Annotated in this window: 12 protein-coding genes; 7 read left to right on the top strand and 5 right to left on the bottom strand. The window is 60.9% G+C overall.

Annotation, left to right across the window (positions count from 1 at the left end; genetic code table 11):
- Positions 1-3 precede the first annotated feature (3 nt).
- A complete protein-coding gene (locus FOY56_RS17920; RefSeq protein ID WP_146347284.1) occupies positions 4-789 on the bottom strand; it encodes an inositol monophosphatase family protein in 786 nt (261 codons plus the stop codon).
- A 163-nt stretch (positions 790-952) separates the two neighbouring features.
- On the opposite strand from FOY56_RS17920, the gene curA reads away from it, so the two are divergent.
- Complete coding sequence (gene curA, locus FOY56_RS17915; protein WP_146347282.1) at positions 953-1,993, top strand: NADPH-dependent curcumin/dihydrocurcumin reductase; 1,041 nt, start codon at positions 953-955, stop codon at positions 1,991-1,993.
- A gap of 78 nt (positions 1,994-2,071) precedes the next feature.
- On the opposite strand, the gene FOY56_RS17910 is transcribed toward curA, so the two are convergent.
- Positions 2,072-2,977 carry a LysR family transcriptional regulator gene (locus FOY56_RS17910; protein ID WP_146347280.1) on the bottom strand — a complete coding sequence of 302 codons (906 nt, stop codon included), beginning with the start codon at positions 2,975-2,977 and terminating at the stop codon, positions 2,072-2,074.
- Positions 2,978-3,071: 94 nt separating this feature from the next.
- Here FOY56_RS17910 and metF point away from each other — a divergent pair, with 94 nt between their 5' ends.
- Complete coding sequence (gene metF / locus FOY56_RS17905) at positions 3,072-3,941, top strand: methylenetetrahydrofolate reductase [NAD(P)H] (RefSeq protein WP_146347279.1); 870 nt, start codon at positions 3,072-3,074, stop codon at positions 3,939-3,941.
- A 61-nt stretch (positions 3,942-4,002) separates the two neighbouring features.
- Positions 4,003-4,488, top strand: a complete 486-nt coding sequence (locus FOY56_RS17900) for a PaaI family thioesterase (RefSeq protein WP_146347278.1) — start codon at positions 4,003-4,005, stop codon at positions 4,486-4,488.
- Here FOY56_RS17900 and FOY56_RS17895 read toward each other — a convergent pair.
- Entirely contained in the window at positions 4,485-5,573 is a 1,089-nt protein-coding gene (locus FOY56_RS17895; protein WP_146347276.1) for a T6SS phospholipase effector Tle1-like catalytic domain-containing protein, read from the bottom strand. The genes FOY56_RS17900 and FOY56_RS17895 overlap by 4 nt on opposite strands.
- Complete coding sequence (locus FOY56_RS17890) at positions 5,551-7,848, bottom strand: xanthine dehydrogenase family protein molybdopterin-binding subunit (RefSeq protein WP_146347274.1); 2,298 nt, start codon at positions 7,846-7,848, stop codon at positions 5,551-5,553. Before FOY56_RS17890 ends, FOY56_RS17895 begins: the two co-directional genes overlap by 23 nt.
- Before the next feature lie 128 nt (positions 7,849-7,976).
- Here FOY56_RS17890 and FOY56_RS17885 point away from each other — a divergent pair, with 128 nt between their 5' ends.
- Entirely contained in the window at positions 7,977-8,708 is a 732-nt protein-coding gene (locus FOY56_RS17885; RefSeq protein WP_186766384.1) for a dienelactone hydrolase family protein, read from the top strand.
- Between the two features lie 373 nt (positions 8,709-9,081).
- Positions 9,082-12,189, top strand: a complete 3,108-nt coding sequence (locus tag FOY56_RS17880; protein WP_146347271.1) for a valine--tRNA ligase — start codon at positions 9,082-9,084, stop codon at positions 12,187-12,189.
- 112 nt (positions 12,190-12,301) lie between these two features.
- Here the strand turns inward: FOY56_RS17880 and FOY56_RS17875 are convergent, their stop codons facing one another.
- Positions 12,302-13,084, bottom strand: a complete 783-nt coding sequence (locus FOY56_RS17875; RefSeq protein WP_186766383.1) for a crotonase/enoyl-CoA hydratase family protein — start codon at positions 13,082-13,084, stop codon at positions 12,302-12,304.
- 117 nt (positions 13,085-13,201) lie between these two features.
- Here FOY56_RS17875 and FOY56_RS17870 point away from each other — a divergent pair, with 117 nt between their 5' ends.
- Positions 13,202-14,308: a pyridoxal phosphate-dependent aminotransferase gene (locus FOY56_RS17870; protein WP_146347269.1), complete on the top strand. Its 1,107-nt coding sequence runs from the start codon at positions 13,202-13,204 to the stop codon at positions 14,306-14,308.
- A gap of 88 nt (positions 14,309-14,396) precedes the next feature.
- Complete coding sequence (locus FOY56_RS17865) at positions 14,397-14,579, top strand: hypothetical protein (protein WP_146347267.1); 183 nt, start codon at positions 14,397-14,399, stop codon at positions 14,577-14,579.
- Positions 14,580-14,586 lie beyond the last annotated feature (7 nt).

Raw genomic sequence — 14,586 nt, 5'->3', positions numbered from 1 at the left:
GTCTTAGCCCCGGATGATCTTGGAAAACTGGTCAAAAATCGGCTCGTTCGAGCAGATGACTTCGCCATCTTCCAGCACGTTGCCACCGCGCGTGATGGGTTCGACAAACCCGCCAGCTTCCTTGACGATAACGATTCCAGCCGCCAGATCCCACTGGTTCAAACGGCGCTCCCAAAAACCATCGTACCGGCCTGCGGCCACATAGGCCATGTCCAGCGACGCCGCGCCCCACCGCCGAACACCGGCACAGGCGGGCATCAGCCGCGCCAGATCCTGCAGAGTCAGCGGCAGGTCCGAGCGACCGGCAAACGGCAGGCCCGTGGCAAAAATCGATTCGATCATCCGGTTGCGGCCAGACACACGCAGACGCGTGTCATTCATCCATGATCCCGCACCTTTTTCGGCGAAAAACATCTCGTCCTTCGCGGCGTCAAACACGACGCCCGCAACAACCTGGCCCTTATGCTCCAGTGCAACCGACACGGCCCAATGCGGCAAGCCATGCAAGAAGTTCGTGGTGCCATCCAGCGGATCGACAATCCAGCGCCGGGTCGGATCTTTGCCGTCCTCGCCACCGGTTTCCTCGCCCAGCCAGCCATAGGTCGGCCGCGCGCCCATCAACTCGTCTTTCAGGATCTTCTCAGCCGCCAGATCGGCCCGGCTGACAAAGTCGCCCGCGCCCTTCACAGACACCTGAAGGTTCTCGACCTCGCGGAAATCCTTGACAAGCGACCGCCCCGCTTTGCGCGCGGCTTTGATCATGATGTTAAGATTTGCGCTGCCTATCATGGCTCTGGCTCCTGTCCGGTCAAGCCGCGCGTATACGCCGCCCGACCGCCCTTGCCAAGGGCGCAAACAAGCCGGTTTAATCGTGACGTCATGTGCATCGGCTCTTGCCAACACCGACACCCCCCGGCACCGTTGCCCCGAACCGCGATCGAGGAGACGCCAGATGACTGAACAGATGTACCGGGTGGCCCTGGCCAGCCGCCCGACCGGAGCCCCCGGACCCGAGAATTTCAGCTATGAAGCTGCCGAGATGCCACCCCCCGGTGACGACGAAGTGCTGGTGCGCGTGCACTACATGTCGCTCGACCCCTACATGCGCGGCCGCATGGATGATGGCGCGTCTTACGCCGCCCCGGTCCCGGTCGGCGGCACCATGGAAGGCGGCGCCGTAGGCCAGGTCATCGCGTCAAACAGCCCGCATTTCAAACCCGGTGATTTCGCCTTTGGCATGTTCGGCTGGGCCACACACGCCGTGCAACCGGCAAACATGATGCGCAAACTCGACCCGGCGCAGGCCCCGATCACAACCGCCCTGGGCGTGCTCGGCATGCCCGGCTTCACCGGCTGGTACGGGCTGACCGCGCTTGGCAAACCCAAAGCCGGCGAAACCCTCGTGGTCGCCGCCGCAACCGGCCCGGTTGGCTCAATGGTGGGACAGGTCGCAAAACAAGCCGGTCTGCGCGTCGTCGGCATCGCGGGTGGTCCCGACAAATGCAAACTCGCGGTCGAAAAATTCGGCTTTGACGCCTGCCTTGACCACCGCGCCTATGACACCGCCAAAGCCCTGCGTCAGGATCTGTCAACAGCTTGCCCCGATGGCATCGACATCTATTTCGAAAATGTCGGCGGCAAAGTTCTCGAAGCCGTCATGCCGCTGATGAACAATTTCGGACGTATCCCGATCTGCGGCATGATCAGCTGGTACAACGCCGGAGGTCTGGGTGCCGGTGCCAGCGGCGAAGGCCTGACCGCCCCTGCGATCTGGCGGACCATTCTGGTGAAATTCCTGTCGGTCAACGGGTTCATCATCTCGAACCATTTTGACCAATACCCGGCCTTCCTGAACCAGGTCGCGCCCAAGCTGGCCAGCGGTGACATTGCCTATCTCGAAGACATCGCCGAAGGCTTGGAAAACGCGCCAGCTGCCTTCATGTCGATGCTCACAGGTGGCAATACCGGCAAGCAGATCGTCAAGGTAATCTGAGGGCACACCGCGAGGAAGGGGCGCACCCTGCCCCTTCTTCTCTTTGAAAATACTCAAAACTCCGACACAAGCCGCAGGTTATTGCGCCTGCAGTTTCTGCGCCTCTTTCCCGGCCAGCTGGATCAGTTCCTGCATGAACGGCTTTTCCAGATCACCGTCCCGCACCGCCGCATACAGCCGCCGGGTGATCCCGTGCTCGGTCAAAGGACGCGTCACATAATCCGAGCTGTATTTGACCTCGCGCACCACCCAGTCGGGCAATACCGAAACCCCCCGGTTCGATGCGACCAACAGCAGAATCACCGCTGTAAGCTCAACCTGCCGGATTGCAGCGGGTTCCACTTTGGCCGGGATCAGCAACTGGCTGAACACATCCAGCCGGGACCGCTCAACCGGATAGGTGATCAACGTCTGGCCCCGAAAATCCTTGGCCTCGATAAACGGTTTTGCCGCCAGCGGATGCTGCGCCGAGGCCACAAAGACCGGCGCATAGTCAAACAACTCAACGAAGGTAATCCCGGGCATGTCTTCGGGGTCCGATGACACAACCAGATCCACCTCTTCCTTTTGCAGCGCAGGCAGCGCGTCAAAGGCCAGACCCGGTTTGATGTCGACATCCACATCGGGCCAGTTTTTCCGGAACGCTTCCAGCACCGGAAACAACCACTCAAAACAGGCGTGGCATTCTATCGCGATGTGCAATCGCCCCGTCCGTCCCTCGCGCAATGACGAAAACTCGGCCTGCGCCGCCTCAAGTTGGGGCAGCACCTGTTCGGCCAATCTCAGCAACCGCATCCCCGCCGCCGACAGCTTCATCGGTTTTGAGCGACGCACAAACAGCTCGACCCCGGTCTGATCTTCCAACCCCTTGATTTGATGACTCAAAGCGCTTTGCGTGATGTTCAACTGGTCCGCCGCACGGGCCAGTCCGCCGCAATCGTGAATGGCCTTGATCGTCCGAAGATGTCGGAATTCGATATGCAAACCACAGCTCCACTCATGTTGTTCTTGAGGATAATGAGTTTGTTTCACATTCGCGAACGTGCAACAAGGGACGAAATCACGAGGATGCCAGCCGATGACCGCCCCAATTGTTTCGTTCGAATTCTTTCCGCCCCAGTCGTTGGAGGCGTCGTTTCGACTGTGGGACACCGTGCAGTCGCTGGCCCCGCTCGACCCGCGTTTTGTCTCGGTCACCTATGGTGCCGGTGGAACCACCCGCGATCTGACGCGCGACGCGGTGGCAACGCTGCACAAATCCTCTGGCCTGAACGTGGCCGCGCACCTGACCTGCGTCGATGCAACCCGCGATGAAACCCTGTCGATTGCCAAAAGCTTTGCCGAGGCCGGCGTGAACGAAATTGTCGCCCTGCGCGGCGACCCGCCAAAAGGCGCAGGCCAGTTCACCCAGCACCCCGACGGGTTTGCCAACTCGGTCGAACTGATCGAAGCCCTGTCCACGGCCGGCGATTTCACCATCCGGGTCGGCGCCTATCCCGACATTCATCCCGAAGCCAAAACCGCTCAGGCCGATATCGACTGGCTCAAGCGCAAGCTGGATGCCGGGGCCGACGAAGCGCTGACCCAGTTCTTCTTCGAGGCCGAAACCTTCTTCCGGTTCCGCGATGCCTGTGAAAAGGCCGGAATTGACGGCTCCAAGATCACACCCGGCATTCTACCGATTGAAAACTGGAAAGGTGCCCGCAACTTTGCACGGCGTTGTGGCACCACGATCCCGAAGTGGATCGAAGACGCCTTCGACAAGGCCATCCGCGACGGTCGCGAAGATCTGCTGGCCACCGCGATCTGCACTGAACTGTGCAGCGATCTGATCGACGGTGGCGTCGACAAGCTGCATTTCTATACGCTGAACCGGCCCGAACTGACCCGCGACGTCTGCCACGCACTTGGCGTGACACCCCGGGTTGAACTGGAAAACGTGGCGTAAGGCTTGCTCACACGCGGACGGGTTCCTAGCCTGATGTGAAATCAGGGGGGGAACCCGCACCATGTTCTATGCAACCGATCACAACGAACTGCTGAAAACCGACCAGATTCTGGAATTGTCCGGGCTGGAATTCATGCAAGGCATCCTTGACGGCCGCCTGCCCGCACCCCCCATTGCCCGCACCACAGGCTACCGCCTGCACAGCGTGGATGAGGGCCGCGTGGTGTTTCGCGGCGCGCCGGCGTTCGATGTGACCAACCCGATGGGCACCGTGCATGGCGGGTGGTACGGCACGCTTCTGGACAGCGCCATGGCCTGCGCCATCATGACCCGCGTGCCGAAAGGGTCGATTTACACGACACTGGAATACAAGATTAACATCCTGCGCAGCATTCCGCTGGGCATGGACATCGATAGCATAGGCGAGATTGATCATGTCGGTCGATCCACCGGCGTGGCCCATGGTGAAATCCGCGGCGTCGCAGATGGCAAGCTGTATGCCACCGGGACGACCACCTGCATCGTGATGCAGATGCCGGGCACCTAAAGTTCGGGCAATTCCTCCAACTGCATCAGCCCACCCTGCCCTTTGAAAACATGCGGATAGTCTTCGACCCGAACACTGGGATGCAACCGCTCTGACCGGTCCGCCCCCACCATCCGTGCCCGACGCAGCCAGAATATCTTGCCCCAGCCCCGCCAGGTGCTGACCGAAGGCGCGGCTGGGTCCGTGAAAAACCGCAACCGCCAGTTATCGGGCAATGGCAGCCCGCAGATCTCGGCATGATCCAGCATCCAGACCAGCGGAATGTTGGCCAGCGGTCGCGCGGCTTCAAACCCGCTCAACTGGCCGCCAATGTCGCCGTGGGTCCCGCGAAACCAGACCTGTTCGACACGCCCCTCCCACCCCGGCGGGCAATCCCACATCACCGGGGCATAGACCTGACGCCGTTCATCAAGCGCCAGCGCGTGAAAGCCGTTTCTGACGCTGTCACCCAACTTATGCGTATGAAACGAATGCTGCGGCTCACTGATCTTCCAAAGATACGGCAGCCGCAATCCCAGTGCCTTCACCGTGTCCCAGACGCCGACCATGTCGATAGGAACCTCTGCGTGGCACGTCCGTTTCGCAAAGGCTCGGGCCAGCGGGCTGGTCGGTTCGGCCTGATAATGGCGATACGCGGTGCGGATGTTACGCACCGTGGCGCACTCGGCCCGCAAAAGCCCGACCATGTCAATCACACCCGCCAACGACCGGACCGCAAAGGCCCCCCGCGAATACCCCATCAGAAAGATCCGGTCCCCCGGACGATACCGCGACGCGAGGTACCCATAAGCACGGCGGATCTGCCGGTTGATGCCACGCCCCATCAGAACATCGGGGGTCGTGCGCCAGTTGTCCCACTGCACACCAGCCTCGTAATAGACCGACACCTGCGCGCCCATTTCGCAGCACAACCGATAGGTTACGCCTGCATGGGTCTCAAACCCCGGCTCCAGCGACGACATGGTACCGTCCAGAATGATGACATGAGTCCGTGGGCCGCGGTGCGGCGCTTCGGCAGAATGGCTCGACGTCCAGGAACGTCCGAACCATTCTAAGATCCGTTTACTCAGCCGCGACAGGGACATCCCTTAACATTTCCCAGACACGCAACGGTGTAAATGGCATATCGGCCTGACGCACACCCTGATCCCACAGCGCATCCTGCACCGCATTGGCGACAGCCGCCATCGAACCCACCGTTCCGGCCTCGCCGCAGCCCTTCATGCCCATCAGGTTCGCGGTTGAGGGCACCGGTTCAGATGTGAACGAGAACATCGGCATGTCATCGGCGCGCGGCATGGCGTAATCCATGAACGTCGCGGTCAAAAGCTGACCTTCGTCGTCATGAACGACATGCTCGACCAAGGCCTGCCCCGCCCCTTGTGCAATGCCCCCATGCACCTGCCCTTCGGCCAGCACCGGGCTGATCAGGTTGCCGAAATCGTCAACCACGGTATAGCGGTCAAGCTTCACGACACCGGTTTCCGGGTCGATGACAATCTCGGCCACATGCGCGCCGTTGGGAAAACTGCGGCCCGGAAGGGTCGTGCGCGCCTCGTGTACCAGCAGATCACTGCGACCGTCGGCGCGCGCCATCTCAGCGGCTTCGATCATCGTCGGCGTCAGATTCGATCCCGGCGCGCGGAAGGTTTCATCGTCAAACGTCACATCCTCGGGCGCGACGCCCATCTTGTCGGCCAGATAGGGCGTGAACGCCTCGACCACCTTGTCGACCGTCGCAAGCGTGGCTGTGCTTTGCGTCGTCACCGACCGCGATCCCCCCGTGCCGCCGCCCTGCTTGATCAGATCGCTGTCGCCCTGGATGACATGAATGCAATCTGCCGGAATGCCGGTCTGATCCGACAGGAACTGAGCATAAACGGTTTCATGCCCCTGCCCGTTCGATTGCGTTCCGACATACAGGTTCACGCTGCCATCGTCGTTAAACTCAACCTTGGCGCTTTCAGACGGATCCCCCAGAATGCTTTCAATGTAGTAACACAATCCCTGCCCGCGCAGCAGGCCCCTGTCAGCATCCGCCGCCTTGCGGGCCTGATACCCGGCCATATCGGCCTCGACCTGAACCCGGCTCAGAACTTTGTCGAAATCCCCCACATCATAGGTTTCACCCGTCGCGGACTTGTAGGGAAACTGATGTGGCTTGATGAAATTAAGCCGCCGTAACTCCAGCGGATCAACACCCAACTCGCGCGCGGCGCGGTCCATCAGACGTTCCAGCACATAAATCGCCTCGGGCCGACCGGCACCGCGATAGGCGTCGACCTGGGTGGTGTTGGTGTAAATGCCCTCGACGTGCAGCCAGGTGGTCTGCACATCATAAACGCCCATCAACACGCGGCTGAACAGCATCGTCTGGATCGGCTGCCCGAACTGCGAATTATAGGCCCCCAGGTTACAACGGGTGCGCACCCGATAGGCGGTCATCTTATTGTCCGCATCAAACGCCAACTCGGCCAAAGACGTCAGATCGCGCCCGCCATTGTCGGTCAGCATCGCTTCGGTGCGATCCGACATCCAGCGCACCGGACGGCCCAGCGCGCGCGCCGCTTGCGAGACGGCGAAGTATTCGGGGTAAGCCATCGACTTCATACCGAACCCACCGCCAACATCCGGGTTAGTGACCCGCACCTGGTCCGGATCCAAGCCGAATTTCTCGGCCAGTTGCGCCTTCATCGGCCAGACGCCCTGCCCGCCAAACGCCAGATGCAGACGCCCGTTGTCCCACTCGGCATAACAGCCGCGCGGCTCCATCGAGTTCACGATGATCCGGTTGTCGCCAATATCCAGGCTGACGGTTTTGGCGGCCTCGGCAAAGGCCGCTTCGGTCGCATCTTCGTCGCCCAACCCCCAGTCAAAAGCCAGATTGTCCGGGGCTTCGTCGTGCAGGGTCGGACCGCCGGGTGCGATGTCCAGCTTGGCAGGCAGATCGTCGGTGTCCATAAAGATCATCTCGGCCGCGTCCCGCGCCTGATCCAGCGTGTCGGCCACGATCATCGCAACCGGTTCGCCCACAAAGCGCACCTTGCCCCGCGCCAGCATCGGGCGCTCGGGCTGCGCGCCCATCGACCCGTCCCGGTTTTTCACCGGCGCGCCGTTGATCCCCGGTGTGATGCCAGCGGCCTCCAGATCCTCAAGTGTCAGAACCGCGCGAACGCCCTCCGCCTGTCGGGCCTCCTCCAGATCCAGCGAGGTGATCCGGCCATGCGCCACAGGGCTGCGAAAGAACACCGCGTACAGCGCATTGCCCGGCACAATGTCATCGACAAACCGGCCATGCCCGGTCAGCAACCGAACATCTTCGAACCGCTTGACGGGTTGGCTTTTTCCGAACTTGTCCATGGCATGATCCCTCTGCTTCGGGTGCGACATTAGACTGAGCGAAAGTAATGTCCAGTGACCCATGGGGGACGGGGCCGGCCAACAGATCGAATCCTGTTCCTGACCGGCACAATGTCTATACTGGCCCCATGCCTGACTGGTCTGCCGATCGCGTTTTCCCTTTCACTGCCCCGCTCAGCACCGGGCAATCCGCAACCCATGACATTCACGTCAAGGGCGATGGCCCCCCGATTATCCTGGTGCAGGAACTGCCCGGCATCGGAGAAGAAACCCTGGCGTTAGTCAACCGCCTGTGCGCGTCAGGTTTCCGGGTCTACCTTGTGCATTTCCTCGGCCCGTTCGGACGCAAAACCATGGTCCGCAACACGCTGCGCATGCTGTGCGTGCGGCGCGAGATCAACATGTTCCTGCGCAACCGGCAAAGCCCGTTTGCCGACTGGCTGCGCGCGCTGGCCCGCCACGTTCGCGATCAGGAAAATGCCAAAGGTGTCGGTGTGATCGGCATGTGCCTGACCGGCCATTTCGCCCTGACACTGATGGCAGACGAAGCCGTGCTGGGCAGTGTTGCCAGCCAACCCGCCTTGCCGGTCCGCTCAAAAGGTGACCTGCAGATGAGCGAACAGGACATCGCGCAAGCCCGCGCTGGCATGGCCGATAAGGGCCCGGCGCTCGCGATGCGTTTTACAGATGACAAACTGGTCCCGGATGCGCTTTTCTCTGCCCTGAAACGGGCCTTTGGCGAGCACCTTGAAACGCTTGAAATCGATGGATCGGATCATTCGCTGTTGACCATCGACTTTCGCCAACCGGCCTATGACCGGGTCGAAGCTTATTTTCATGAGCGATTTGCGTTGAGCTAAGCGTCTTGCCAAATCGCGCGCGCTAAGGCGCGCATTTCTTTGATTTGGCGCCTCCGGCGCGTTTTGGGTATTTCAAAACAAGAAAGAAGCAAAAGCGAAGCGCCCTGATCTCGGGCCGTCCATCCACAAGGGACACTCATGCGCGAGACAGGGCAGCTTCTTCCTTGTGCGGTCATCGGCTCCCCAGCCTGTACCGCTCAAACAATGTCGCCCATGATAGTTAAGAAAACCTTGCCGCTTCTTTCTTGTTTTCAAATACCCAATCGCTGCGGTCTGCCAAACGCGCAACGCAAGAAAAGTTTCTCCCTCCCCACGCTTCCCCTTGCCCCCGCCTTTCGATAGAGAAACGCGCGACCGGAAAAGGACCTGACCGATGGCTATGGAAAAGACTTTCAACGCGGCCGAGGCCGAGAATCGTTTGTACCAGGCTTGGGAAGAGGCCGGGTGTTTCAAGGCTGGCGCGAATGCCAAGCCTGGCGCCTCGGCGTATTGCATCATGATCCCGCCGCCCAATGTGACCGGCGTTCTGCACATCGGCCACGCGTTCAATAACACATTGCAGGACATCCTGATCCGATGGAAACGGATGCAAGGCTTTGACACGCTCTGGCAACCGGGTCAGGACCACGCGGGCATTGCCACCCAGATGGTGGTTGAGCGCAAACTGGCGGAAGACCAGCAGCCGTCCCGCACAGAGCTGGGCCGCGAGAAATTCCTTGAAAAGGTCTGGGAATGGAAAGGCCAGTCCGGCGGCACCATCATTGACCAGCTCAAGCGCCTTGGTGCCACCTGTGACTGGTCGCGCAATGCGTTCACGATGGCCGGCGCACCGGGCGACCCGCGCACAGGACACGAAAACAGCCCCGACTTTCATGCCGCCGTGATCAAGGTCTTTGTCGACATGTACGACAAGGGTCTGATCTATCGTGGCAAGCGGCTGGTGAACTGGGACCCGCATTTCGAAACTGCAATTTCCGACCTTGAGGTCGAGAATGTCGAAGTCGCGGGTCATATGTGGCACTTCAAGTACCCGTTGGCGAACGGCGCGACCTATACCTATGTCGAGAAAGACGAAGACGGGACTGTCACGCTGGAAGAGACGCGCGACTATATTTCCATCGCGACCACCCGCCCCGAGACCATGCTGGGCGATGGCGCAGTAGCGGTTCATCCGTCAGATGAACGCTATTCCTCAATCGTTGGAAAGCTCTGCGAGATTCCGGTTGGGCCGAAGGAACATCGCCGTCTGATCCCGATCATCACCGATGACTACCCCGATCCCGATTTCGGGTCAGGTGCCGTGAAAATCACCGGCGCGCATGACTTCAACGACTATCAGGTCGCCAAGCGCGGTGGCATACCGATGTATCGCCTGATGGACACCAAGGGCCAGATGCGCGCTGATGGGGCCGATTATGCCACCTGCGCGACCCGGGCGCAGGAGATCGCCAATGGCGCCGACTTCACCGAAGCCGAAGTCGATACGCTGAACCTGATCCCTGACGATCTGCGCGGGCTGGACCGGTTCGAAGCCCGTACGCGGGTGGTCGATCAGATCACCGGTGAGGGACTCGCCGTGATGGTTGAGGATGATCAAGGCGAGACCATAGCCTTTGTGGAAAACAAGCCGATCATGCAGCCTTTTGGCGACCGCTCCAAAGTCGTGATCGAACCTATGCTGACCGATCAGTGGTTCGTGGACGCCGAAAAAGTGGTTGGCCCGGCGCTTGATAACGTGCGCGATGGCACCGTCAGGATTCTGCCGGAAAGCGGCGAGAAAACCTATTATCACTGGCTGGAAAACATCGAGCCATGGTGTATTTCCCGCCAGTTGTGGTGGGGGCATCAGATTCCGGTCTGGTACGGTCTGAACCTGACCGGCGACGACTACGTCGATGACGAAAACAACAACGCGCTCGATCTTGTTGAAATGGGGCGCCTTTTGCAGCAACAGCACCTGATGCCCGGCGACGATCGTCACCATTGCGCGGCGGACTTCGATGCCGTGAAGGCCCAATTTGCCGACGTCGAAGCCGGGCTACCATCGCCGCTGAACCATGCGACCGTGATCGAAGTCGAAGACCGGGCCGCGGCCATTCATGCTTTGGCGGTCAGCCTGGCGGAATACGAAGTGACGCAGGATCCGACCAAGCTGGTCTACCCGGTGTGGCGCGACCCCGACGTGCTTGATACCTGGTTCTCCTCTGGTCTCTGGCCGATTGGCACATTGGGATGGCCCGATAAGACCCCGGAAATGGAGAAATACTTCCCGACCTCGACGCTGGTCACCGGTCAGGACATCCTGTTCTTCTGGGTTGCGCGGATGATGATGATGCAGCTCGCCGTGGTCGATCAGATCCCGTTCGACACCGTGTACCTGCATGGCCTTGTCCGCGACGCCAAGGGCAAGAAGATGAGCAAATCCACCGGCAACGTCATCGACCCGCTGGAGATCATCGACGAATACGGCGCCGATGCGCTGCGGTTCAGCTCGGCGGCCATGGCCGCACTGGGCGGTGTGTTGAAGCTCGACATGCAACGCATTGCTGGCTATCGGAATTTCGGCACCAAGCTGTGGAACGCCATGCGGTATGCCGAGATGAACGAGGTGTTCACGACACCTGCCGTCGATGGCATCCCGCAGCCTGACCAGACGCTCAACAAATGGATCATTGGCGAGGTCGCCAAGGTTCGGGTCGAGGTTGACGAGGCTCTGGATAACTTCCGCTTCAATGACGCAGCAAGTGCGCTTTACGCCTTTGTCTGGGGAAAAGTCTGCGACTGGTATGTCGAATTCTCCAAGCCGCTGATGCAGGGCGACGACGCCGCAGCCGCGCTTGAGACCAGGCAAACCATGAAATGGGTGCTGGATCAGTGCATGATCTTGCTGCACCCGATCATGCCCTTCATCACGGAAGAACTGTGGGGGCTCAGCGGTGACCGGCCCAAGATGCTGATCCACACCGATTGGCCGACCTATGGCACCGATCTGGTTGATGCCGCGTCGGATCACGAGATGAACTGGGTCATCGGTCTGATCGAATCCATTCGCTCGGCCCGCGCGCAGATGCATGTACCGGTCGGGCTCTATATCCCGATGGTCACGACCCAGCTTGATGATCGCGGGCGCGCGGCTTGGGCACGCAATGAAACGCTGATCAAGCGGCTGGCCCGGATCGAAGATCTGAGCGATGTGACCGAGATGCCCAAGGGCACCATCACGATCTCGGCCGAAGGCGCGAACTTTGGTCTGCCGCTGGCGGGTGTCATTGACATCGACGAAGAAAAAGCGCGGCTTGAGAAAAACCTGGGCAAGCTGGCCAAGGAACTGGGCGGATTGCGCGGGCGCCTGAAGAACCCGAAATTCGTTGAGTCCGCCCCTGCCGAAGTCGTCGAAGAAACCCGCGCCAATCTTGTGGCCCGGGAAGAAGAAGAGACGACATTGAAGGACGCTCTGGCGCGTCTTGCCGAACTGGGGTGATCCGGCTCAATTGAAAAACGACCGCGCCCGCCGGTGACCACCGGCGGGCGCTTTGTTGTTCAGTTCGGCTTGCGCCAGCGACCTTAACGTCACGCGACAAGCCGCAGCAGTCTCACCCGAAGTTGGGTTTACGCCCCTGCATGTTGGCCATCACCTGCTCCATCTGCTCGGGCGTGCCGATCAGCTTGGCCTGCTCAGCGGACTCCGCCAGGAGCACATCGGCGCGCGACGCGCTTTCCGCGACGTCGATCAGGCGCTTGGCCCCGCGAATGGCACTGGGGCTCTTGCCCGCGATTTCTTCGGCCAGATCCAATGCAGCCGCCAGCGGATCGGGCGACAGCGACGTGACCAGCCCCCAGGACTCGGCCTGATGCGCCAGCACGGGTCGGGCGGTATAGGTCATCTGGCGCAACACGTCCGAGCGGATCAGATGCGTCAGCAAAGGCATCCCGCCCATGTCCGGCACCAGCCCCCACTTCATTTCCATCAGCGACAGTTTCGTATCCGGAGACGCGATGCGGATGTCAGCGCCCAGCGCCAGTTGCAGCCCACCACCATAGACGGCCCCATGCAGCGCCGCGATCACCGGGATCGGAACCGACCGCCACACCATCGCCACCTGCTGGAAAAAGTTGGATTCGCCGTGCGTGCGCGGCATCAGGAACTCCTTTGGGTCCTTGGTGCCCATCGCGGCAAAACTTGCCATGTCCAGCCCGGCGCAAAAGCTTTTGCCTTCGCCCGACAACACGGCAACGCGCGCGTCCGAGGCCGCAACCTCTTCGCCCGCCGCGATGATCGACGTCATCATCGCCTCATCCAGCGCATTCATCTTGTCGCCCCGGGTCAGCGTCACCCTGGCAATATGCCCTTCGTATTCCACCGATACGCGTGCCATCTGCACCTCCACTTGCATTTGCGCACAGAATGCCCTGTCCGACCCGCTCTGACCAGCGGGACGTGGGGGCACGGTCGGGTCTTGCCCGATGGCCCCCGCACGGGGTACCCAAGGGGCATGAAAACACCACGCTACACCCCGCTTGCCGCCGCCCTGCCCGCCACCGTGCCATTTGTCGGCCCCGAAACGCAGGAACGTCAGCGCGGTGCGCCTTTCACCGCCCGGTTGGGGGCAAACGAAAACGTCTTTGGCCCGTCGCCACGTGCCATCGCGGCGATGCAGGCTGCGGCCGCCGACATCTGGATGTACGGCGACCCGGAAAGCTTTGATTTGCGCCAGGCTCTGGCACAGCATCATGGCGTCTCCCCCGCCAACATCATCGTGGGCGAAGGCATCGACTGCCTGCTGGGATACCTGGTAAGGCTGCTCGTCGGCCCCGGCGATGCGGTGGTCACGTCTGACGGGGCCTATCCGACCTTCAATTACCACGTCGCAGGGTTTGGCGGCGTTCTGCACAAAGTCCCTTATGTGGACGACCACGAAGACCCGGCCTCCCTGTTTGCCAAAGCCGCCGAGGTCGATGCCAAACTGGTGTACCTCGCCAATCCCGACAACCCGATGGGCAGCTGGCACACAGGGGCCGATATCATCGCTGCCCTTGATACGTTGCCCGATGGCTGCCTGCTGGTGCTGGACGAGGCTTATATCGAATGCGCCCCCAAGGGCACCGCAGCCCCGGTCGACATCAACGATCCGCGCGTGATCCGGATGCGGACGTTCTCGAAAATCTACGGCATGGCCGGGGCCCGCGTCGGCTATGGCATGGGCGCCCAAGACCTGATCACCGCCTTCAACAAGGTGCGCAACCATTTTGGCATGAACCGCACCGCCCAAGCCGGGGCGCTGGCGGCTCTGGCAGACAATGACTGGCTGGTCCACGTACAGACCGAAATCGCCAACGCCCGCACCCGCATTGCAGACATCGCAGCCGCCAATGGCCTGTCCGCCCTGCCCTCGGCGACGAACTTTGTCACCATCGATTGCGGACGCGACGCCACCTTTGCCAAGGCCGTTCTGGACGGGTTGATCGCAGAAGGCATTTTTGTGCGAATGCCGTTTGTTGCCCCACAGAACCGCTGCATCCGGATCAGCTGTGGACGGCCACAGGATCTGGACGCTTTTGCCGACGCCCTGCCCAAAGCCCTGCACGCGGCTGGCTCATAGGCACGGTTCCGCCCGCCTGCGACATTTTGACCTGACATGGCCGGTTAGCGTGCTACTCTGATCCCGAGATACAGATCAGGAGGCCCCGATGAGCAATCGCCAAATCACCGCCGCGCCGGATTACACCCTGCCAGCCCTTGTGATGATGGGCGTCAATCTGACGTGGGTGTTCTTCGTGATCTGGGCCATGTGGGGCCTGCTGCCGGTCATCGTGATGGGCCTGATCCTGAACCACGCCATCACCCGATTGGAAGACCGACGCCGCCGCTAAGCCCCCG

It is taken from the genome of Falsiphaeobacter marinintestinus (assembly GCF_007923355.1).
In the GTDB taxonomy this organism is placed as follows: domain Bacteria; phylum Pseudomonadota; class Alphaproteobacteria; order Rhodobacterales; family Rhodobacteraceae; genus Phaeobacter_A; species Phaeobacter_A marinintestinus.
This window is presented reverse-complemented; position numbering and strand designations above follow the sequence as displayed.